This is a genomic window from Paenibacillus sp. FSL R5-0623, assembly GCF_037974265.1.
Lineage (GTDB): Bacteria > Bacillota > Bacilli > Paenibacillales > Paenibacillaceae > Paenibacillus.
On sequence record NZ_CP150233.1, the window covers coordinates 6,461,251 to 6,484,407 of the forward strand.

21 protein-coding genes are annotated in these 23,157 nt (G+C 46.9%); 14 read left to right on the top strand and 7 right to left on the bottom strand.

What is annotated here, in order from left to right; all coding sequences use genetic code 11:
- Window positions 1-55 precede the first annotated feature (55 nt).
- Entirely contained in the window at window positions 56-862 is an 807-nt protein-coding gene (locus tag MKY92_RS28255) for a winged-helix domain-containing protein (protein WP_091012746.1), read from the bottom strand.
- Window positions 838-1,233, bottom strand: a complete 396-nt coding sequence (locus MKY92_RS28260; RefSeq protein ID WP_036612807.1) for a transcriptional repressor — start codon at window positions 1,231-1,233, stop codon at window positions 838-840. Before MKY92_RS28260 ends, MKY92_RS28255 begins: the two co-directional genes overlap by 25 nt.
- Window positions 1,234-1,505: 272 nt before the next feature.
- On the opposite strand from MKY92_RS28260, the gene MKY92_RS28265 reads away from it, so the two are divergent.
- Window positions 1,506-2,618, top strand: coding sequence for a diguanylate cyclase (locus MKY92_RS28265; protein WP_036612810.1), 1,113 nt, complete (start codon window positions 1,506-1,508; stop codon window positions 2,616-2,618).
- Window positions 2,619-2,759: 141 nt separating this feature from the next.
- Here MKY92_RS28265 and MKY92_RS28270 read toward each other — a convergent pair whose 3' ends face one another.
- Both MKY92_RS28270 and MKY92_RS28275 read right to left on the bottom strand, forming a co-directional pair.
- Window positions 2,760-3,698, bottom strand: coding sequence for an aldo/keto reductase family protein (locus tag MKY92_RS28270; RefSeq protein ID WP_100528312.1), 939 nt, complete (start codon window positions 3,696-3,698; stop codon window positions 2,760-2,762).
- A 159-nt stretch (window positions 3,699-3,857) separates the two neighbouring features.
- On the bottom strand, window positions 3,858-5,495 hold the full coding sequence (locus tag MKY92_RS28275) for a histidine kinase dimerization/phospho-acceptor domain-containing protein (RefSeq protein ID WP_339298402.1): 1,638 nt from the start codon (window positions 5,493-5,495) through the stop codon (window positions 3,858-3,860).
- 481 nt (window positions 5,496-5,976) lie between these two features.
- On the opposite strand from MKY92_RS28275, the gene MKY92_RS28280 reads away from it, so the two are divergent.
- From MKY92_RS28280 to MKY92_RS28290, 3 genes are all read left to right on the top strand, one after another.
- Window positions 5,977-7,938, top strand: a complete 1,962-nt coding sequence (locus MKY92_RS28280) for an anaerobic ribonucleoside triphosphate reductase (protein ID WP_339298403.1) — start codon at window positions 5,977-5,979, stop codon at window positions 7,936-7,938.
- Entirely contained in the window at window positions 7,935-8,444 is a 510-nt protein-coding gene (gene nrdG, locus MKY92_RS28285) for an anaerobic ribonucleoside-triphosphate reductase activating protein (RefSeq protein ID WP_339298404.1), read from the top strand. Before MKY92_RS28280 ends, nrdG begins: the two co-directional genes overlap by 4 nt.
- Window positions 8,445-8,660: 216 nt before the next feature.
- Window positions 8,661-9,500, top strand: coding sequence for a methyl-accepting chemotaxis protein (locus MKY92_RS28290; protein WP_221825569.1), 840 nt, complete (start codon window positions 8,661-8,663; stop codon window positions 9,498-9,500).
- Window positions 9,501-9,616: 116 nt separating this feature from the next.
- On the opposite strand, the gene MKY92_RS28295 is transcribed toward MKY92_RS28290, so the two are convergent.
- Entirely contained in the window at window positions 9,617-12,439 is a 2,823-nt protein-coding gene (locus MKY92_RS28295) for a glycoside hydrolase family 3 C-terminal domain-containing protein (RefSeq protein WP_339298405.1), read from the bottom strand.
- A 369-nt stretch (window positions 12,440-12,808) separates the two neighbouring features.
- Here MKY92_RS28295 and MKY92_RS28300 point away from each other — a divergent pair, with 369 nt between their 5' ends.
- The 5 genes from MKY92_RS28300 (at window position 12,809) to MKY92_RS28320 (ending at window position 17,260) form a co-directional block, all read left to right on the top strand.
- On the top strand, window positions 12,809-14,353 hold the full coding sequence (locus MKY92_RS28300; protein WP_339298406.1) for an FAD-dependent oxidoreductase: 1,545 nt from the start codon (window positions 12,809-12,811) through the stop codon (window positions 14,351-14,353).
- 298 nt (window positions 14,354-14,651) lie between these two features.
- The gene (locus tag MKY92_RS28305) at window positions 14,652-14,981 is read left to right on the top strand and encodes a PadR family transcriptional regulator (protein WP_036667851.1); all 330 of its coding nucleotides are present in this window, start codon (window positions 14,652-14,654) and stop codon (window positions 14,979-14,981) included.
- The gene (locus MKY92_RS28310; protein ID WP_339298407.1) at window positions 14,974-15,567 is read left to right on the top strand and encodes a DUF1700 domain-containing protein; all 594 of its coding nucleotides are present in this window, start codon (window positions 14,974-14,976) and stop codon (window positions 15,565-15,567) included. Before MKY92_RS28305 ends, MKY92_RS28310 begins: the two co-directional genes overlap by 8 nt.
- On the top strand, window positions 15,564-16,463 hold the full coding sequence (locus MKY92_RS28315) for a DUF4097 family beta strand repeat-containing protein (RefSeq protein WP_339298408.1): 900 nt from the start codon (window positions 15,564-15,566) through the stop codon (window positions 16,461-16,463). The genes MKY92_RS28310 and MKY92_RS28315 overlap by 4 nt, the downstream gene beginning before the upstream one ends.
- A gap of 77 nt (window positions 16,464-16,540) precedes the next feature.
- The gene (locus MKY92_RS28320; RefSeq protein ID WP_017691809.1) at window positions 16,541-17,260 is read left to right on the top strand and encodes a 3-ketoacyl-ACP reductase; all 720 of its coding nucleotides are present in this window, start codon (window positions 16,541-16,543) and stop codon (window positions 17,258-17,260) included.
- Between the two features lie 109 nt (window positions 17,261-17,369).
- On the opposite strand, the gene MKY92_RS28325 is transcribed toward MKY92_RS28320, so the two are convergent.
- Both MKY92_RS28325 and MKY92_RS28330 read right to left on the bottom strand, forming a co-directional pair.
- Entirely contained in the window at window positions 17,370-17,909 is a 540-nt protein-coding gene (locus MKY92_RS28325; protein ID WP_339298409.1) for an XRE family transcriptional regulator, read from the bottom strand.
- A 67-nt stretch (window positions 17,910-17,976) separates the two neighbouring features.
- Window positions 17,977-18,342, bottom strand: coding sequence for a glyoxalase superfamily protein (locus MKY92_RS28330; protein ID WP_339298410.1), 366 nt, complete (start codon window positions 18,340-18,342; stop codon window positions 17,977-17,979).
- A 228-nt stretch (window positions 18,343-18,570) separates the two neighbouring features.
- Between MKY92_RS28330 and MKY92_RS28335 the strand changes: the two genes are divergently transcribed.
- The 5 genes from MKY92_RS28335 (at window position 18,571) to MKY92_RS28355 (ending at window position 23,000) form a co-directional block, all read left to right on the top strand.
- Window positions 18,571-19,245 (top strand): alpha/beta hydrolase-fold protein, encoded by a 675-nt coding sequence (locus MKY92_RS28335; protein ID WP_339298411.1) that lies wholly within the window; start codon window positions 18,571-18,573, stop codon window positions 19,243-19,245.
- Entirely contained in the window at window positions 19,245-20,015 is a 771-nt protein-coding gene (locus tag MKY92_RS28340; RefSeq protein WP_339298412.1) for a class III extradiol ring-cleavage dioxygenase, read from the top strand. The genes MKY92_RS28335 and MKY92_RS28340 overlap by 1 nt, the downstream gene beginning before the upstream one ends.
- Window positions 20,016-20,502: 487 nt before the next feature.
- Entirely contained in the window at window positions 20,503-21,099 is a 597-nt protein-coding gene (locus tag MKY92_RS28345; protein WP_339298413.1) for an SMI1/KNR4 family protein, read from the top strand.
- A 143-nt stretch (window positions 21,100-21,242) separates the two neighbouring features.
- Window positions 21,243-22,244: a cation diffusion facilitator family transporter gene (locus tag MKY92_RS28350; protein WP_091036009.1), complete on the top strand. Its 1,002-nt coding sequence runs from the start codon at window positions 21,243-21,245 to the stop codon at window positions 22,242-22,244.
- 255 nt (window positions 22,245-22,499) lie between these two features.
- Window positions 22,500-23,000 carry a hypothetical protein gene (locus MKY92_RS28355; protein ID WP_339298414.1) on the top strand — a complete coding sequence of 167 codons (501 nt, stop codon included), beginning with the start codon at window positions 22,500-22,502 and terminating at the stop codon, window positions 22,998-23,000.
- Window positions 23,001-23,157: the final 157 nt, after the last annotated feature.

A 23,157-nucleotide genomic window follows, 5' to 3' on the forward strand; every position in this document is an offset into this window, starting at 1 on the left:
TGTTTTTAAGGTAGTGATCCGGATTTACTATATCCATTAGGCAAAAAAAAGCGGACTAATCCGCCAGGCGGTAGCCCACTCCTCTTACAGTGACAATATATTGCGGCGAAGATGCGTTATCGCCCAACTTTTTGCGCAAGCTTTTGATATGAACATCGACCACATTGCTTCCACCCGTAAAGTCCGTCTCCCAGATATCGCTGAGCATCTCCTCACGGGAAATGACTGCACCTTTGGCATCAATCAGCTTGAGTAACAGATCATATTCGGTCTTGGTTAGATGAATCCGGTTATTATCGCGCTGTACACTCATCCGTTCACGATCGAGCCACAGATCTTTGAATCCGATACGGTGCCCTTCCTCAGGCAAAAAACCACGGTTGGGCAGAGCAGGGCTGTTGCCAATCATACGCTGCACCCGGTAAAGTGCTTCCTGCGGGCGTGCAGGCCACACCAGCAACTCCTCCTGAAGCATCGGTCCACTTGCGCTGCCGATCATCTTCTCACCAACTAGATACAAACAAGGGGTTGTATGCTCAGCCTCACGATTCAATCGGCTGCTAATGCCGGCAAATGCATCGATCGTTCCAGCAACAGACAGATCATAGATCAACAGATCAAAGACAAGACGCTCATGCAGATCCGGTTCCCAGCGATGGAAGACCAGTACATCAAAGCAGCTATCCGTTAAGGCCTTTACCAGTTCATGAACCTGCCCCGGCATCGGGCTGATCAGAATAACACGCCGTGTAACAGGACAATTGTCCACAAGCGGTGCTGCATCGGACAAGGCTGGTTTAACCCTAAGGGGTAACCGGCGGCCAGGCAGTTTTATTTTTACTTGATCCGTTTGTTTCTGCATTCCCCGCAGACACCTCCAAAGACCACATGAGCATGATCGATTGCATATCCGGTTTCTTCAGCTACCTGTTTCATCCATTGTGGAGGAACCTCTGTCATCACCTCGTCCACTTTACCGCACACTTCACACATAATGTGCTGATGATCATCCATACGGGCATCGTACCGGCTTGCTGTCTCTCCGAGTTTAAGTTCCCGTATCAATTCTTTGTCCGTCAGATAACGAAGAGAATTATATACCGTACCATAGGCCAGATTATATCCTTGTTCCACGAGTCGATTCATGACATCAGCAGCTGTCGGGTGATCCTCTGAATGGCGCACCACATCATATACCGCTTGCCGTTGTATCGTCAGATTTAAAGTTCTCACAACCATTTCTCCTTTATTATTGATCCATTTTATATGAAATCAGACACTGATCTTCTACTAATGATGGTCTTCCCAAAAAGAAGGAATACATTTTGATTTAGATTAAGTATAAATCTCATTGTATATTGAAGTCAATATCACTCTAACATCCTGTATATGCAAATAAACCACCTTTACCAGCAATCCCCTCATAAATTTGGGATAATATGGTTCGCTACAGCACCAATTTTCAGATAAAATATAGGGATGTGCGTAAAAAGGGGGAATGTCGGTTGTTTAGCACTTTTTTCATTAATATCTGTGTCATGATTACGTTTATGTATGTGTCCGGGATCATCGCAAAGTTCTATAGTATCCGATTGCCTTTTCCCTCGTTACGTGTTCAGTTGATCGGCGGCTTATTATTCGGTATATATGGCACAGTACTCATGAACTATTCATTCCCTCTGAACGAAACTACGATTGTAGATCTACGGCATCTGGCCATCGTTACCGCAGCGGTATATATGGGAGGATTGGCTTCGGTCGTTACGGGACTCATGATCTCGGTCATTCGTATTCTGATGTTCGGCTTATCATCCTCTGCCATAGATGCAGGTTTTGTCATGACTCTGATCGGACTGTCCGGTGTATACTTCGCCTATGCTCCCTGGTCCAGACTGACCAAAATAATTACAATGAATCTGCTTGGCATGACATTAATCTTTATCATCCTTATGTTGAATACAGACAGCATGAATTCATTAATGAAGATATATCCGTTACAAATGACCATTTCCTTTGCCGGTGGATTATTTATCTATTTCATTGCAGAATTCATTAATAAATCCAATGAAATGTTATTTCTATTGGAAAAAAGAGCTTCTACCGATCATCTTACCAACCTGAGCAATCGACGACAGTTCGAAAAATCACTTCAACTGGAACTCCAGCGTGCGCGGGATTATCAACAGAAGCTTTCCTTGCTTGCCATTGATATTGACCGATTCAAAAAGGTAAACGACACCTATGGTCATTCCGCTGGCGATGCGGTCCTGAAGCAACTTGGACAACTGCTTGTTGAGCATGCACGTTCTGCTGATATCGTGTCACGAAACGGTGGGGAAGAATTCGCCATTCTCTTGCTCGACTGTGGACACCGTCAGGCCGTAGCTACCGCCGAATCCATACGGCAGGCTGTAGAGAAATACCATTTTGCTCTGCCCGACGGGCACACGACACGTCTAACCATCTCCATTGGTGTAGCCGTCTATCCGGATCATTGTGATGATCATGACGATGACGACTTCTTCGAACAGGCCGATCGTGCTTTATATGAAGCCAAGAATACAGGCCGTAACCGTGTGTGTGCCTTAACTTTTCGCTCTCTGCCTCTTACGCTTTAAAGCAAGATCCAACCTTTCAATGAATCTAACCTTTCAACGTTCTCCAAAAAAGGGATGTCTCGTTCGCCTATTCAGGCGCACAGGACATCCCTTGCTTTATGGATTATTATATATCATCTCAGCTTGTGTGCTGACAGGAGATCAAGCAAGGATGCTCTCAATCTCCTCGATAATGGCAGCATCCAGCTTCACGCCAGAGGCAGCCGCGTTCTCTTTTACCTGCTCGGGTCGACTCGCCCCTACAAGTGCACTGGATACATTGTTCTGGCGCAGAATCCAGGCAAGGGCCAGTTGGCCAACCTTCAGATCCAGCTTGTCCGCCACTTCAATCAGTTGACGAACTTTCCCGATGCGATCCGCATTGATCTTTCCTTCGTCCCATCCTAGCTTGGCAGCACGGCTATTCTCTGGGATATCGGAAACGGACGTATATTTCCCGGTCAATAGACCTTGAGCAAGCGGGGAGTATACAACTTGTCCAATGCCTTTACGCTCGCCGAGCGGGATAATCTCATTTTCGATATAACGGTCAAACATGTTGTACACCGGCTGATTGACCACGATACGATCCAGAAGCAGACGATCTGCTGTACCTAGCGCATCTTCCATCTGAGCCGCTGTCCACTGGCTGACGCCTACATATAACACTTTGCCTTGACGTACCAGGTCATCAAGCGCGCGCAGTGTTTCTTCGATTGGTGTTTCAGTATGATAACGATGGCAGTAATAGATATCCACATATTCAACGCCCAGGCGCTTCAAGCTGGCTTCACATTGCTCCTTGATATGTTTGCGAGACAACCCCTGGTCATTCGGACCATCACCCATTTTGCCAAATACTTTGGTTGCAAGTACATAAGAGTCACGGGAGTACGCTTTGAGCGTCTGCCCCAGCAGTTCTTCTGCTGCACCCCGTTCGTATACATTGGCAGTATCAAAAAAGTTAATGCCTTCATCAAATGCAGTTTCAATTGATTTCACCGCATTCTCACGTTCCACATACCCTCCGTACGTCAGCCAGCTTCCCAGGCTGATCTCGCTTACTTTCAGTCCGCTTCCACCTAATCTGCGATAATCCATTGATTGCATATCCTCCTCTGTTGGTTATAAAGATGAAGTTCACTTTCTATTGTAACGTAACCAGCTCGGAATAAAAGGGCCTTGCCTCAGAAAATGGAAAATGAAAAGAAACGCACCCATAACAGGTGCGCCGAATAAAGATTTGTCTATGATTATGATTTAAGGCAAAGTAATGCTCAATGCATTCAACAGATCAGCCTGTCTGACTGGCTTCGTCAGGACAGCATCAAAGGCTTCTGCTTCATGCAATTCAATGTGTATACCATAGGGAACAAGAACAATGACGGGCAGATCCTCCAGTCGCTGTTTCAGTTCTTGTACAAAATCGACCGCGCCGCCTTCCAGTAACCCCATATCCACAACGGCTACATCAGGCATGAATCCTTCGTTGATCCAATCATGCGCTAATGTCAGATTCGAGGTCATGTGTACATCCATCTCCCACCTACGCATCAGGGAAGAGACGCCTTGCAAAATGTCAGGGTCCTTGGCAAGTAACACCTTTTTCCCCTTTAACCGTTGCTGAACACTTGCGAGTTGAGGTAACTCCCAGTATCTACGTAACGGAAGGGATATGTTGAATTCTGTCTCATTTTCCTTCACACTGCTCACCTGAATACGGCCATGCATGAGAATGGCAAGATTCTGGCTTACAGCCAGACCCAGATTACTTCCAATCAGTTTTTGGATATTCAACTTCTCTTCTTGGCTGTTGAAGGTTTGCATCTTCTTATCCGATAACGTCTGACCTGTGTAATTCACCTTGAGCAGAAGTGTACCCATCTCTTCGGTGTCTTCTCCGTTCACCACTGCCGTGATCAGGACGGAGCCCTCACGCGTTGAATCGAGAGCGTATTGAATGACATGTGCAAGCAGCTGTCCGATCTTGATCTCATCACCAACGAATACTTGCGACACATTCAGCTCCAGATTCAATCCCAGCTCAATGTTCTTGTCAGCCGCAATTCCCGCATAAAGATAGACCGTATTCTCGATTGTACCTACCAGATCGAAAGGATCATCATGTATAACCGTTTTACCTGCCTCATTGATGTTGAAATTCATCATATTGTTCAACAAAGTAAGCAGAATATTGCCGCTCGTCTCAATCATATTCACATATTCTGACTGCTCCTCAGGCATATCCGGTGTACGTATCAGATCAGTCAGTCCCAGAATGCCGTTCAACGGATTGCGAATCTCATGACTCATCAGCTTGAGCATCTGTGATTTGGTCATGGCCTCCGATTCAGCTCGTTCTTTCTCTGCCTGGAGCTGCTGTTGCATTTGTTCCGAATCACTCAATTTACGCTCCTGAAGATGCAATGTGCTCTCCAGATCCACAACATAGCCAAGGAATACGGCCATCGCCTTCAGCGTCTTCATGTCGGTTTCACTGATTACATAATCAGGATTATCCATCAGACAGATGGTCCCGAATGTTTTGCCAGATCTTCGCATGATGGGCACGCCCACGAAGAAACGATTGCCGAGCCCACTCGTGACATCCATGAATCTTGTTATCGGATGTTCACATGTATTCTGGATTGTAAGGTTCTCATGTTTATCTTTTAATACCAAGCTGCAGTAAGAATCTTCAAATGGAAGTTCGCTACCTTTTACAATCAATTCTTCCTTGCGATTGAACGCCTCCAGAATGACATTCGTCAAACCGTCATTCGTAGCAACAAAGATGGTATTAACCTTCAATATACCACTTAGTACGTCTACAATATGGGCCGCAGCTTCCTTTATATCTTCATAGAAGCCTCTCGTAATGCCTTCTGCCGTCCCCATGATCCACCCCTTTTATCTTAGCTGCACTATCCAATCTGTAGATCATAATTGTGTAATCACGTACAAGGGTTCATCAAAAAATCCGAATAGCTGTCACAATCTATACTTATATGATTAACACCGTAGCTGTATAAGAGAATCATACTTCCTGTTTATTGCCTATTTGCGGTCAAAACAGTTCTTAAACGGATGGATTAACAAACGAAAAATTATGGCAAAACGCCTTTTCAGATTGATTAAAGTCCATCTTGTCCAACTTCGGATATTATCCTTGCAGGATAACTAGAAATTATACGCTTCTACTCAAACTTTGGGAACCTTTATCCACAGCAATTAAAGGAAAGTCCACTTTGTCCTGTGAACTATGTGACCATTATCATACCCAAAAAACCACATATAGTTTATAAATGGATAAGACGAATCTACATATAGTGTTATACGGAAATTGAATGATATTCAATCATTTTAGGAGGAACCTTACATGAACATGCTTGAGTATGCCACTCCACCGGCATCCGATCTATTATCCGACCTGGGAAGACGAATTATTGGCGCAGAAGACGCCGATACGCTGAGGGAAAATGCCAATCTGAACGGAGACTCCTTCAGCGGCAAGATGAGCAGGCTCGGTTCGGAGACAGCCAAGTGGCATGCTCTGCGTCATGTGTTGCCGGAAGAGCTTGCCCAAGCTGTGGAGAATGGGGATCTGTATGTACACGATCTGGACCAGTATGCACTTGGAACGACCAACTGCATTTTTATCCCGTTTGACCGTCTTCTTGCTGCGGGTTTCAATACAGGCAACGGATCGGTTCGCACACCTCAGACCATCATGTCTGCCATGGCCTTGGTTGCGATCATCTTCCAGTCCCAGCAGAACAGTCAATACGGTGGTGTGTCAGCCAATAAAATCGACTGGGATCTGGCTCCCTATGTACAGCGATCGTTCCGCAAACATTACCGCAAAGGGCAACGGCTCTTCGGTGAAAATGTCCTGATCGGGGATGAACAGCTTCATCTGGATAGCATCGAAGCGAAGAATCAGTGCCCGCAAGCGTATGCCTTCGCCTATGAAGAGACTGAACTGGAGACAGGACAAGCTGCTGAATCGCTGATTCATAACCTGAATACGATGAGCAGTCGTGCAGGTGGTCAGATCCCGTTCACTTCACTGAACTATGGATTATGTACATCAGCGGAAGGTCGGTTGGTATCACGCTCGTTGCTGGAAGCAACGATCCGAGGTCTGGGTAACGGGGAGACTCCCGTGTTCCCTCAACATATTTTCCAGTGTAAACAGGGGATCAATCAGGCTGAAGGCGAGCCGAACTATGACTTGTTCCGTCTCGCAGTCACCTGTTCATCCCGGCGGATGTATCCCAACTTTGTCAATGTGGATGCCTCCTTCAATCTGCCCTTCTATCATCCGGAAGATCCGGATACGATCATCGCCACCATGGGATGCCGTACACGTACACTGGCTGACCGGTTTGGCCGCAATCGTCAGAGTGGCAAGGGTAACCTGTCCTTCAACACCATTAACCTGGTTAAGCTCGGCATCCGGTTTGGTATCTGCCAAGGCAGCAGAGCCGTTGCCGATCGGGCAGGATTCTACACCGCACTGGAATCCGTGATGCATAATGCTGCTAACGGTCTGTTACATCGCTACCGAATCCAGACCGCGCAACCTGCCAAGGCATCCGATTTCATGATGCGGGAGGGTGTATGGGAAGGTGGAGAGCAGCTCGCTCCCAATGAACCCGTTGCGGATCTGCTGAAACATGGTACGTTATCCCTTGGTTTTATCGGTCTCGCTGAATGTATGACAGCTCTCTATGGGCGTCATCATGGGCAGGACACTCATGTACATCGTGAAGCACTGAACATTATTCGGACCATGCGAGAATTCTGTGATCGGATGAGCGAGCAGCATAACCTGAACATCACTCTGTTTGCCACACCTGCTGAAGGGTTGTCTGGCAAATTCACGAAGATCGACAGAGAGCGTTATGGCCTCATTCCTGAAGTTAATGATCGTGAGTATTATACGAACTCATTCCATATCCCGGTATACCACACTCTTCCAGCTTATCGGAAGATTGAACTGGAGGCCCCGTTCCATACGTTATGTAACGCGGGTGCAATCTCCTATGTGGAGCTTGACGGGAACGTTCGGGCCAACACCGCAGCTTTCCTGCGGATCGTGCAATATGCACTGGCACAGGATATCGGATATTTCTCCATTAATCACCCGATTGATCGCTGCCCTGCATGTGGTTATGAAGGCGTCATTGGAGATGTATGCCCAAGCTGTGAAGCCCACGAGAACCATGTACACTTCCAGCGTTTACGCCGCGTAACGGGTTATCTGACTGGAGATTACAAAGTACGCTTCAATGCTGCGAAGCAGGCCGAAGTGCGGGATCGGGTGAAGCACCGGTGAATCTGTATGGTTACATCCCGGAATCGGTGAATGAAGGCACAGGCCTGCGCGCCGTGTTATTCATCAGCGGATGCCGTCACGCCTGTCCAGGCTGCTTCAGTCCGGATTCATGGAGCTTTCGAGCAGGTGAGCCCTTTACAGAGGAGCGGCAGCAGCAGATTCTGCATGAAGTAACGACCCATCCCCTGCTGGATGGCGTTACGTTGTGTGGTGGTGATCCCTTTTTCTCGGCAGCAGAATGTACGTCCTGGGTTCAGCAGCTTCGCGCTGCACGTCCTGATCTGACGGTGTGGGCTTACACGGGATTCGAATATGAAGAGCTGGTCACCGACCCTGTGAGAGCGGAGCTTGCCCGGTTATGCGACGTGATTATTGACGGTCGATATGTTGAAGCGGAGCGTGATGTCTCCCTTCCCTTCCGCGGCAGCCGGAATCAGCGTTTGATTGATGTCCGTGCAACACTAGCCAATCGAACCATCGTTACAATGCAGCTCAGTATGCGGTAAACATTGGTTTTATTCCCCTCAACAACTAACAAGGCACGGGTCCCCAGGGGACTCGTGTCTTGTTGGCGTATAACAGTCTGCTTTAAGAAATAGGTATTATCCATTCTCTCTATTTCCTTCTCTATTGCATGACGATATATTATATAGGTAGTTATTAAGTTAGCATTTAAAATTTAACCGTTTACATAAGGTAACCAGGGAGGAATCATCTTTTATATGGATATTGTTCAAGCATTAATTACATGTATGCCTTTCTTTCGAGATACGATTCGTCAGGATGTAACCCTCTCCGTGATTGATCATGAAAAATTCCTATATTTCTCAGCAGGGGAATCGTTAAAGCAACTGAATTATCAACCCGGCGACCCTCTATTGGATGGAAATCGAAATTTTGCTGATCTCAACGGCGGTACAGTCAAACGATTCGATCACTACCCTAAAGATTTGTTCGGTGTTCCTTTTGACGTGGCTTTTATTCCCATTAAAAACGAACAAGGTGAAATCATCGCCCTGTTTAATCTGCTCTACAGTATGGATGACCAGGACCAGCTGCAACAACTCATGGATGCTACCGAAAATCTGACCAACCAGTTAATTGACAGTGTTCAGCATGTAGCTGCACATTCCGAGGAACTCAGTGCCACAACCGAAGAGATCCGGAATAATTCCAAACAAGCCGTACAGAAATCAGGCAATGTCACTCAAGTCGCCAGCTTCATTCGTGAAATCTCCGAGCAAACCAATCTGCTCGGCTTGAATGCAGCTATTGAAGCTGCTCGTGTAGGTGAAGCAGGTGCAGGTTTTGGCGTTGTTGCCAAAGAAATTCGCAAACTGTCTGTGGATACCAAAGAAGCGACGGCACGTATTGAAGATTCTCTTCTCTCGGTTCGGCAATCCATTCAAGGCATGGAGAATGAACTTGGTGAGATCACGGCGAGCTCCCAGGAGCAGGCTGAACTCGTAAATAATTTTATGAACACAATTGAGCAACTGAATGAAACCAACAAACAATTGAAGCAATTTGTCCAAAAAATGATTACGTTTGACGGAAAATAAAAATACGTTTAACAGAAAACAAAAATGCGTTTGATAGCAAATAAAGATACGTCTAATAGTAAACAACAAACAAAAGCCTCCGAATATATTCGGAGGCTTTTCATGAGCTATTTGACTTAACGAATCTCGAAGTGACTGATGCGTACACCTGCTGACAGCACAATGTATACATCCTGCGTACCTGCTGCACCTGTGAGTTCCGCCTTCACGGTAGACCACTGTTGGGCTTCGCCCTGTGCCAGTTCCACACGTCCTGCGAGCGTACCCTCCGGAGAGCCGAATCGCACTTCCAACACAGCGCCTGCTTGTTCCGCGGATACACGAGCTTCAATTGCTGCTACCCCACTACCCAGATCGGCATCCTTGAAGGCAATCCATCCCTGCTCTCCAACTACATGGACAGCACTTCCGCCCTCTTTACTCTCATCCAGATCAACACCCAGGTAAGCATCATAATTCTCAGCACGAGTAGCCACACCCAGATTACGGGCAGGGATCGTCTCTCCTTCTACCGTCAGGTCTGCAACCAGCTGAACATCAGAGGATGACTTGGCAACCATAATAGAGTAAGTTCCACTTTCCACGACATACCGATCACGAGTTACATCCCAGATGGCCAGTTCCTGAACAGGCAAGGTGAAGCTGACTTTTGCTGTAGCTCCCGCTTCGATATGAAGACGACGGAATCCTTTTAACGTTTTGAGTGGACGTTTCACCCGGGATTTGCCTGCACGAACGTACAACTGTACAACCTCGTCACTGGCAATTGAACCGGTATTGGTTACATCTACAGTTACCGTAACGCTGCCCTCTGTACCCACTTGAGCTGGGCTAAGTTCCAAATTGCTGTATTTAAACGTTGCATACGTCAGACCATGTCCAAACGGATATAATACATTACCTTCAAAATATTGATATGTCCGACCGGATTGAATGATATCGTAATCCTTGATGTCGGTCAGTTGATCTGCCGATTGTACCCATGTCATATTCAAACGGCCTGCTGGCGCATAGTCGCCATACAATACGTCAGCTACTGCATTACCCAGCTCCTGTCCTGCGTGTGAAGTGTACAATACTGCCGGGATGTTCTCCTGAACCCAATTCGATGTGAATGGATAACTACCCACGATGACCACAACTGTATTCGGGTTCGCGGCATAGACCGCCTCAACCAGACGTTGCTGAGATTCGGCCAGATCCAGACTTGGACGATCAATTTCTTCTTTACCATTTACAAGCGGATTATTACCAACAAAGACAATTGCCGTTTCCGCAGCCTTGGCAGCTTCTACTGCTTCCTCAAGTCCATTCACAATAATATCCTGCTTGAATGTCTCTGTGGTGCCAAAGGTTTTCAGGTCTTCGGACACTGCAAATGCATCGTTTCCACCATTAGGTGCAGTCACCGTTTTGCCATTCCAAGTGGTTAGACCTACACTTCCGTCCTGTTGTGGCAACAGGTGGAATACTTCCTTCACAAACCAGCCGTACACTTCATCAGCGGAAGCCGTTACGGTCTCTTCATCTGTGGTCAGATATTTGCCGTTGCTTTCCGCCTGCAAGGTATAACTTCCGAAGCCCCAGTCGGACACCATGAACGTTTCCGCTTCTCCCGAAGCAATAACAGGTGATTTTTCACCTTCTGCCAGTCCAATTTTCTTCCCATTGGCTACGGAAGTTAACGTAATACGATCATTACCATCCTTGAACGCCACTTTGTCGCTGCCTACTTTGCCACGGATCGCCTCAAGTGGGGATACGTTATACGGCATGGTGCCTGCATACCAGTCACGATAGACGGTTCCGCCCAATTGACCAATCACAGCCACTTTACCAGCTTTTGTTTTGTCCAGCGGGAGCGTACCTTTGTCGTTTTTGAGCAATACCACTTGTTCTCTTGCGGCTCTGAGCGACAGTTCTTTTGCTTTCTCGGTCATCATGGACTCTTCACCAATAGCAGCGTACGGGTTGCCTTCTTCCGGATCGAACTCGCCCAGACGGAAACGCACACGGAATGTATTGAACAACGCCTTGTCGATGTCATCCATCGTGAGCGTACCTTGTTCCAATCCTTCACGCAGTGCCTGTTTGGACAGCTCAGCATCATCGGTGATGCTATCAATTCCGGCCTTCACAGATTCTACGGTACCTGGTGTGTGGGAATCATAGTATTTATGATCATTCATGATGCCCATTACGTCGCCTGCATCACTGACAATGAAACCTTCCATGCCCCATTCGCCTTTGACAATCTCGTTCACAAATGGATGCAACAACGCTGGTGTACCATTAATGGAGTTGTACGCCGTCATCATGGACTGTGCGCCGCCTTCCTTAAATGGCTTCTCAAACGCCTTTAGATAATATTCACGCATGTTACGTGGATCAATGCTGGACGAACCACTTCCGCGATCCACTTCGTTATTATTGGCGAGGAAATGCTTCAAGGTAGCGACCGCTTTGTAATACTTTGGATGGTCACCCTGAATTCCTTTGACCAATGCTGTTGTCAGCTCGGCTGTCAGTTCCGGGTCTTCACCATACGCCTCTTCATTCCGTCCCCAGCGCGGGTCACGTTCCATATCCACTGTAGGTGCCCACAGCGTAAGACCGTTCACTGCCGGATTTCGTTTATAAAATACACGTGCCTCGTCTCCGAGCACGGAACCAATCTCTTTCATCAAATCCGCATCCCATGTGCACGCCAGCCCCACCGGTTGTGGGAAAGATGTTGCTTCTCCAAGCCAGGCCAAGCCGTGGGCAGCTTCTGTTCCGTGTTTGTATGCAGGTACACCCAAACGGTCTACTGCCGGTTGATATTGCAGCATGGATTCAATTTTTTCATCTTCCGTCAAGCGGGATACAAGATCCTTCACACGGGTGTCTAACTCTAGTGCTGTATCTTGAAACGGATATTTCGTTTGGTTGGTGGTCATATAGAATCTCCTTTGGTTATCGGTAGTCAATTAAAATGATAGCGAATACATATATCAAGAAAAAATGGGTGTTAATTCGGATGAAATCTTTCTTCCAATAGATTGATTAATCCTTTTACAATCAACGTTTACAGGTGTAAAACCTGATCTCCTTTTCAAAACCTAAAACGATTTCGGTAATTCTATCATATAGCATGTTTAACAAAAAAAACAGAGGTTCTGTGCAGGAAATTGTGAACATCCCCTCTGCAAAATCTAAACAACACCGTTTTTTCCTGGCATAGTCTGGCAATCATGAATAAGAGTACAACGATGTGCGCTGAACAACATCCCATTCGATAGATTGAAGATAATCAAGGAGGAAAAAAAATGAGCGACAATCAGCAGCCCAAAACGGGTCTGCCCCCGGTCCCCGAATCACTGTGGCGTGCTACGCATGAATTCGATAGCTATCCGAAACTGACAGAAGATATTACCGCTGATGTGGCCATTATCGGTGCCGGTATTGCAGGCATTACCACCGCTTATCTGCTGGCACAGACGGGTATGCGTGTGGTCGTGCTAGAGGCTGGAAAAGTACTGGATGGTACGACCGGCCATACCACGGCCAAGGTATCTGCCCAACATGGTGTCATATTTGATGAAATTATGCATCATTTCGGACAAGAACAGGCTCGAATGTACTATGAAGGTAATGCCGATGCCGCGAAGTGGATGCGCAATCTGGTGAAGGAAAAACAGATTGATTGCCAGTGGGCAGAGGAAGATGCCTACGTCTACATTCAATCAGAGGAAAACATCAAAAAACTGGAGATCGAGCTGACCGCCTATGGCAAACTCAATATTCCTGGTGAGTGGGTCGATCCCCTCCCCATTCCGGTTCCCGCAAGAGCAGGCATTTGCATGCCGGGTCAGGCACGATATGATCCGCTGGCCTACCTTCACTACTTGCTTAATTCAGCCGTAAAACACGGGATACAGATCTACGAGCATACGACAGTTACGGATGTAGAGGAAGATGCTTCTCTACATGTACGAACCTATGGCGATGGCCCATCTGTAACAGCAGAACATGTTGTTGTAGCTTCTCATTTCCCTGTCTATGATCCCGGATTCTATTTCACGCGGTTACATGCGGAACGATCCTACGCCGTATTAGTCGAACCGGAGAAACCCTATGCCGGCGGCATGTACATCTCGGACGATACACCGTCCCGCTCCTTGCGTACCGTCTTACATGACGGCAAGGAACTTATCCTCTTTGGCGGCGAAAATCACAAAACCGGACAAGGCATCTGCACCTTCGGTCATTATGAACGCCTGGAGCAGTTCGCAGCGGAGACATTTGGCATCCGCAACATCCCTTTTCGCTGGTCAGCCCAGGATCTGATCTCCATTGACAAGGTGCCCTACATCGGACCGATTACCGGAAGACATGAACGTGTCTACGTCGCGACCGGATTTGCCAAATGGGGAATGACGACTGGTACGATGGCAGGACACATTCTTGCGGATCGCATCACTGGACGTGACAACCCTCATGCTGCCATATTCGATCCGGCAAGATTCAAAGCTGATCCTGGCATGAAACACTTTATTGTGGAAAATATGAATGTAGCCAAGGAATTAATCTCCGGTAAAGTGGGCATTGTGCACAAAAACGTTAGCGATATTGGCGAAGACGAAGGAGCCGTCGTTCGTCATAATGGCAAACGTGCTGGAGCCTACAAAGACACCAGTGGCAAGCTGTTTCTCGTGGATACCACCTGCACCCATCTGGGGTGTGAAGTCGAATGGAACGAGGGCGAGCGTTCGTGGGATTGCCCATGCCATGGTTCCCGCTTCGATTATGCAGGCCATGTCATTGAGGGCCCTGCTGTGGAAGACCTTAAAGTTCTGGATGCACAAGAATAACCGACATTTAGCGATTCACCTGTAAACCAAAGAAACAAAAGTTCATCTCACAGACCGGATCGGAATCCGCCTTCAGACGGAAGCAACCGATCCGGTTTTTGCGTATGCTGAATTATATAGCTAAACAGAAAGCCTCGGCTAAGCATCCACATTAAACCAACTTATGATCGATCAATCGTGATACGGAACTATTTTAAAGTCACTACCTTGCATTAAACAGTACTGGATGCTATGATGACTTCACCACTACTGAACAATATACACTAGCTATAAATGAAGCTACGAAGGAGGAACCTGTGTGAATGTGAACATCCAGTTCAAAAAAGGAGTATTGGAGCTGTGCGTCCTGGTATTAATTAACCGCCAGGATCGGTATGGCTACGAACTGGCTCAGGCGGTCTCCAAACATATCGAAGTTGCTGAAGGTGCACTGTATCCCTTGCTTCGCCGGCTTGTGAATGACGGTTACTGCACCACCTACCTGCAAGAATCAAGCGAAGGGCCGCCGCGCAAGTATTACCGACTATCCGATACAGGTCGCGATTACATGACGGCACTGACGACAGAATGGAATGAATTTGTGCGCAATGTCGCAAATCTGATTGAGGAAGGAATCCCTAATGAATAGACAACAATTTATGAAAGCCATGGAAGTTCATCTACGGCCGATGGACCCATTCGAACGGGCTGAGTTGCTCGCCGACTATGATCAACATTTCGAGCTCGGACTACGAGAAGGCCGACTGGAAGAAGAGATTGCTCGGGAACTGGGCCACCCGGAAGAGATAGCCAAGGAAGCACTTGGTGATCGGTATGACATCCATACACCGGGTTCAGATGCGTTCTATGCACCAACGTATCAAGAAATGCGGTCACCTAGAAACAACACCAGAGCCACTCGCAAATTTTTCACAGCCATCGGCCTGTTATTCCTGAATCTGATTCTTGGCATTCCTCTTGGTCTCATAATGTGGTCGGTATGGCTTGTTATTGCCAGCCTTTCCTTGCTGGTAGTGGCTCCTGTAGCAGCAGTTGTGGAATTTGTATTCCTGGGCCAACTCGATAAACCGGAGATTTTCGTTGCGATTGGCGCTTTCGGTGTCGGCATTTTGTTTGCCATCGCATCGAAGTATGTCTTTAGAACCTTCAAAATCGTCACTCTTCAATATATTAGATGGAATAAAAACACGATGAAAGGAGATGTTTCCGCATGAGTACCAAAAAATGGCTTGCGCTCGCCGTGATATGTATCGGAATAGGTTTACTCGGGACATCCATCTATGGCGTTCAGTTCGGGGATGAACGGGAGCATTACTCCAAACGATGGGATTTCAAAGCAGATGAATTGCAGAACATTATCATGAATGCTAATTTCAGTGCAGATATTGAATTTGTTGTAAGCCCGGATTCGAATGGTTATATCGAAGTGGATGGCAAATGGGACCCTGCTGTAGTCAAAAGCTTCGAACAGGCCACCTTATCCAACGGCACATTCCAACTGGCGCAGACAGAACGTGAACGATTGCAATTTTTCACCCTGTATTGGAATGATCGAGATTCCACAATAACTGTGGCCCTGCCCGAAGGACACCAATTAAATGAGGTTAAGCTGGATTCTTCTTCAAGTGACTGGGATCTGACAGGTCTAAATGCCAATCAGCTTGAGCTGAATAATACCTCAGGTTCCATACGTCTGGAAAACATCAAGGCGCCCAATATTGAATTGTTTCTAACTTCTGGTGACATTAACGCTTCCATGATTGATGGAGACATGACCGTGAAACAGACATCCGGAAGCTTCACGGCAGATCAGATTGCCGGTCATGTAAACAGTAAGATTAAATCAGGAGATATTGAGATCACTGAATTAAACGGCGCAGCTGATGTTCAATTCACTTCGGGTAGCATTCATATTGAACAGTCCCATTCCGCCCCGATTAATGCATCTGGAACATCAGGAGATATTTTCATTCAAGCTGCACCTGATTTTGACGGAATCTACGACGCTAAGGCTACTTCCGGAAGTGTCGATGTACCTGAATCGCCAATGGTAAGCCGGGAAGTGATCAAGGCCCGTACCTCCTCTGGTAGCATCGAGATTACCAAATAGTGATGAAGCAAATTTCCGAACTGTGGGTAATATAGTATAATCAAATGCCAGTCCAATTCTAAGGAGGAATTATCCACATGGAACTTAAAAATAAAACAGCTATCATTACAGGTGCCGGTAAAGGCATCGGTCGTGCCATCGCTGAAGCACTTGCCAAAGAAGGAGTACACCTCGGCCTTATCGCTCGCACCGCTTCCGATCTTCAGGCTCTGCAGCAGTCTCTTAGTCAAGAATACGGTGTGAAAGTAACCAGTGCTGTGGCCGATATCTCGGATCGCACACAGGCGGAAGCCGCTGTAGCAGCTATTGAGATGGAACTCGGCGCGGTGGATATTCTCATCAATAATGCGGGGATCGGAAAGTTCGGGACGTTCATGGAGATGGAGCCCGAAGAGTGGGAGCGCATCCTGCATGTTAACGTTATGGGTACATATTACGTTACACGCGCTGTCCTTCCAAGCATGATCAAGGAAAGTAGCGGCAGCATTATCAATATTGCTTCCACTGCAGGTGAGCGCGGATTCGCTACAGGTTCAGCATACTGTGCATCCAAGTTTGCGCTACTCGGCATGACTGAATCTCTGATGCAGGAAGTGCGCAAGTCCAACATTCGTGTGACCGCACTGACTCCAAGCACCGTTAATACGGAGCTTGCGACCAATGCCGGACTGAAAATTGGCGACGAAGATCGCATGATGCAAGCGGAAGATGTAGCTGAACTTGCACTGGCAACGCTTAAGCTGTCCGACCGTGTCTTTGTCAAAGCAGCAGGCATCTGGACGACTAATCCACAGTAGACAATGTGCTTCTGATCTTTTCAGTTCGTTAGAAATATAAAAGGACGTTTCCCATCGTACATGTATGCAGGTTCGCATGTTCATGACTTGGGAGCCGTCCTTTTTTATTTTATAAATGATCCAGACCCAATTCTTTGGACACCGCAATGAGCACCACCGCAGGTTCCTCACCGATATTGGTCACTTCATGAGGCACTATTGCATTCCAGGTAAACGAATCACCCACGTCAAGAACCTCCACATCTTCACATTGCTCGGCACGAATCTTGCCCTGCAACACCAGATGGCTTTCCTCCCCGGCATGTTTGCTAATCCCGGTTGAAGCACCTGGCGGTAACTCCACAATGGACATACGCATCGCACCTTTGGCTGTAAGCTGCTGCACTTTGATCTGTCCGCTTCCGGCTGTCGTCTCCTTGCGCTCGTTCTTACGTACCACATTCATCCGTTGCTCCGGTGTCAGCAGCAAATAGGGAAGTGGCACTTCCAGATAATCCGCAATACTTTCAAGCGTAGCAATGGAAGGTGATGTTTTGTTATTTTCCACGTTGCTAATAAAACCTTTGGACAACCCCGTGCCCTCGCACATCTGCATGATCGTAATCTGTTTCTGTTTGCGGATCGTACGAATAGCCAAGCCAATATCCATATTGCGTCCCTCCCCTTCTATTGATCTATATAAGACACCAGACGTAAGCTTCACTACTTCAGGTTATCTATTCAGCGCTTGCCTCAACAAATATAATCCGATTGCCAAACGGATCTGTCACGGTCATTTCTCTTGATTGCCAAGGGGTCTCCTCGATACCGGGTCTCGCATTTTTGTACTCTTTCTGACGAAGTGCACCATGAAATGTATCCAAGGTATCTGTTTCCACGCGCAAGGCAGCTCCAGGTGTACAATCTCCATGATGTTCGGACAGATGAATCACGATGGAATCGAGCGAAACCTGCATATATAAGGGCATATCCGGTTCGAATCGATGTTCCCAATCCAATTGAAAACCCAGGTATTCCAGGTAGAACTCTCTAGCTTTATTTTCATCAAATATTCTCAAGATAGGCACGATACTTTTTAACATCCTGATCACGTCCTCGGGAATAAGATATGAACCATGCGCAACGGCATTTATTGTAGAACCATTCAAGATTTTTTATAAACAACATATATTCATCATACAAAAAAAGTATTGACCCTACAATGAAACCATGATAAATTTTGTTCATAAATAAGAATATTTATTTCATATCGGTGAACTTTATGGTCAGAACAATATATTTAACTCAATCCTCATCAGGTGGTGTTTTCAATGAATTCTCCTTATATACATGAAGTCCGGTTACCGTCTCATTACAATCCAGATCAACGTTATCCTGTGATTTTCGCCTTACATGGGATGGGATCAGATGAACAGGATATGCTTCGTTTAATGGAGCCTATGCAGTGTGATTTTATTATTGTTGCCATCCGTGGGCCTATCGTTCAGGGTAGTGGTTATGCCTATTTTCAGATTAAAAGCATTGGCAACCCCATCCGTGAATTGTATGATGCCTCCGTGCTGGGACTGCAACAGTTGATTGTTGATCTGTCCGCCAAATATGCTATTGATCCCACGCGGCGTTATATCGCCGGATTCAGCCAGGGCGCCATTATGGCAATGACCCTATCGCTGATTATGGGAGATGCCATTAAAGGCATAGTAGCGATGAGTGGGTACATCCCGCAATTTGTGAAAGACGAGTACAAGCTGCAACCCAATTCGGAGCTGTCTGTGTTCATCTCACATGGAGATCAGGATCATCTATTCCCGCTGCAACTGGGGGAAGATAACGCCCATTTCTTCCGTCAACACACGAATCACGTCACATATGTACCTTACAACGGTGGACACCAGGTGACCCCCGATCTATATCAACAATTCCAACACTGGCTTCGGACGGATGCAAATCTGACTACCGAAGACCCGAAAGGACTGAATTCATAATGATGCCATCCCTGTTTATTGCTCACGGTGCCCCATCACTGGCACTGGAGGAGAATGTATACACTGAATTTTTGCAGAAACTTGGACAGGAACTGCCGAAACCCAAAGCAATTGTATTGTTCTCTGCTCACTGGGAATCCACAACTCAGCTTGTATCCTCGGTAGCCAACTATGAGACCATTTATGATTTCGGCGGTTTCCAGCCCGAGCTGTACCAGATCAAGTATCCGGCTCAAGGACAGGCAGAGACCACAGCCGAGGTGGAGCGTTTATTTGCAGAAGCAGGGATTCCGGTACAGACCGATGACGTCCGTGGCCTGGATCACGGCGCTTGGGTCGTTCTGCGCCTGCTCTACCCGGATGCGGATATTCCTGTAGTCGCCTTGTCGGTTAATCGCTATCTGACAGGTGAGCAGCAATATCGTGTTGGACAGGCACTCGCTTCCTTGCGTGAGCAAGACATTCTCGTCATTGGTAGCGGCGGAACCGTCCACAATCTGCGTCGATTGAACTGGGAAAGCGACGGCGTTGACCCGTGGGCATCAGAGTTCGATAACTGGCTACATGACAAGCTCGTGAGTTGGGATACGGAGTCCCTCTTCTCCTATGATAAACTGGCACCTTCAGCTCAGGCCGCCGTGCCTACGTCGGAGCATTTTGTACCGCTGTTACTCGCCATGGGTGCGGGAGACCAGAACAAGCGGGCATCGCTCCTATTCAAAGCCTATCAGTATGGCAATCTGAGCTTGTCCTGTTGGAAGTTTGAATAAGAGGACTATGTAAAACGAAATAAAGTATTTACACTCGCTACTCCGATGACAGAACAACCTTCCGATCGCTGTTATCCCCAGATTTTTTTATTTACTTTATATAAAGGTGAAAATCTGGTGATAAAGGCGAACACTTCGCTTCTTCAGGTTATTTCTGTCCTCTACGTTTTCGTGTAAAAGATTAGTTTCATTTATATAGTAGATAAATAATTAGCGTGGGTTACAGGGATCATTCCTGTTGCCTACGCTTTATTTGTTGTTAGGAGCGACTTTCATGATGGATGTACATAATCGATTGGGATGGAGACAGGTGTGCTGATATGCAACAACCGCCTTTGAATAATGAGACCATTGTAGTATGTAAGCAAGGACTCCGGTTTCTTGTGTGCTTTTCTGGATTATAACTATAATATGAGGTGACATCAGGCACAGTTTGCTCGCATATCACTCACCATATTATCTGAATAGCTCATACGGAGGGAATTGGATGCCAGAACAGCGTATATATGAATTGATGGATGAACTGGATATGTTGCTGGAGGAGAAGGTACAGGATGAGGAAAACCGGGAGCTCTTGGAGGCATATCGCGAGTTTGAAGGCGTGACGGATGAACAGCTTGACGCATTCGAGCAGGAACAAGGTATTCGATTACCTGCTGATTTTCGTGCGTTTTATAAACGTAAAAATGGGAGTGGATATGGCTTTCACGTCTTGTATCCAAGCCTTGAGGAAGGACGAGAGTCCGAGCCATTTTACTTGTTATCTCTGGAAAAGATTCATAAGGAGCAGTCCACGTTGGTGGAGAACCGCATGGATGATTATTATACCGAAGAAGAGATCCGTGAGCTTGATCCTCGAATCAAACCCTACCTTTTTCAAAAAAAATGGGTTACGTTTGGCAAGCTTGGAGGCGGTTCACTGTATCTGATGTTCGACTTTGATCCGACAGAGCAAGGAACGGTTGGACAGATTATTATGTACGTGCATGACCCGGATTTTGTATATTATGTCGCTGGGACGTTTACGGAACTGTTGGAACAGTCTAACCGGAATTTACGTGTCTTGGAGGCCATTGAGTACTGAGATGCACATGATGATATGACCTTTTTTGCATAATGCTGGGATATGTCAAAGCGGTTATAATAACATTTAGTGGAAATGCACATGCTGTATAGATAAACTGCCTTTTCTACACCTAATACATTGATCTGGGAGGAACAACCGAAGTGGCTGAACAACCGAAGTCTGAGAGCTTTATGTCTCTCGTCAAAAAAGGAAACACATCCTCCGCCGTAGCGATGGCAGGTAATGCCGTACTTGCTGTGTGCAAAGGGGGCGCCTTCCTATTCAGTGGTAGTGGTGCCATGTTCGCATCGGCGATGCATTCACTCGCTGATGCCATTAACCAAGGGTTTGTCTTTGTCGGAAGTGTGTTGTCCGAGAAAAAACCTACACGCCGCTTCCCAACCGGATTTGGACGGGTCATTAACATTTTCTGCATGATCGCCGTGATTGTTGTTACCATTATGGCGTATGAAACGATCCATGAAGGCATCCATCTGTTGCAGCATCCTGTTGGTCATACCGGCGGTCTCTGGATTAACATCGGAGTGCTTGTTCTGAACATTGTCATTGACGGGGCCATTTTGATCAAAGCCATGAAGGAAATCCTCAAAGAAGCACGTGCACCCAAAGCCGCCGGATTTGCCTTGGTCCCTGCTGCCATCAAAAACGTAGGCCGTGCTGCGCCACCAACCCGTCTCGTATTCTACGAAGATGTTGTAGCAGTACTCGGTGCGACACTCGCCTTGATCTCCGTTGTAGTCATTGCATTGACCAATTTTGCATTGCTCGATGGCATTGTGACAACGATTATTGGATGTCTGATGATCGCTGTAGCCTTCCGTGTCGGTTACGATAATATGATCGGATTGATCGGTGTTGCGGCTCCGCAGGATATTGAGGACAAAGTGTCCCAAACCATTCTCGCAGACACACACGTTGCCGATATTCAGATGATGCGTATCATTCAGGAAGGCCGTTATTATCATGTGGAAGGTCTGATTGAACTGACCAAAGGACTCAGTCTTGCCGATGCAGATGACATCAAGTTCCGTATTCAGGAGAAGTTGATGACAAACCCCGATATCGCCGACGCTGCCATCTCCATTATTGAGGATGACGGTGTGAACAGCTGGGGCAAGAAACATTCGGATGTGGTGAAATAACAAGCTTCGCTTTTGATAAAAAGAATGACAGAACCCACTCTTCAACAGAGTGGGTTTTTAGCATGTTCATCTACACCCTCATCTACAGAGAGGTAGTTGCCCAAAATGCTTACCTAGACTTTGGTCTAGGTTCACTTTAACTCCAAAGACGGAGGATAGACTTTTCCAGTTCATGGTATGCTGTGAATAACGAAAGTAATTGCTCTACATACAACCGTTCGGAGAATTGATTTTGTATTGAGAAGGAGAGATATTATGGCTAAACGTACGATCCTTGCGCCTGTTCTCATTTTGCTGGGCGTATACCTGATTCTGAACCAGGGAGGTTCACTCGGTCCGGGTACGATCTTTGCGACTTTCTGGCCCACGTTATTCGTGATTCCACTCGGACTGTTCTTCCACTGGCTCTACTTCTCCATGATTGGCAAAGGGGTTGGACTTCTGGTTCCTGGTGGGTTGCTGCTCACGGTGGGTATCGTCTGTCAAATCGCGATGCTGTTCAACAACTGGAGTACAATGTGGCCGGGCTTCATCTTGGCTGTTGCTGTTGGTTTGTTCGAATTGTACTGGTTCGGTGGTCGGAACAAATGGTTGCTGATCCCCATCAACATTCTAACGGTGATATCGTTGCTATTCTTCGCTGTGATGTCGATTGGTACGATGCTGAGCAGCTTGAGCTTTATCCAGCCGTTCGTGGCGATTGTGCTGATTATGGGTGGGGCATGGATCATGGTGGGTCGCAAAAAGCGCATGTAGTGTCGTTCATATAAGATGATTAGGTGGGATCAACTGAGCCACTGCGGTGACAAAACAACTTCGGATCGCTGTTATCCCCGGATTTTTTTGAATAACATCTAGCTATGGGAAAATCCGTTGATAAAGGCGACCGCTTCGCTTCCTTCGTTTGTTCTGT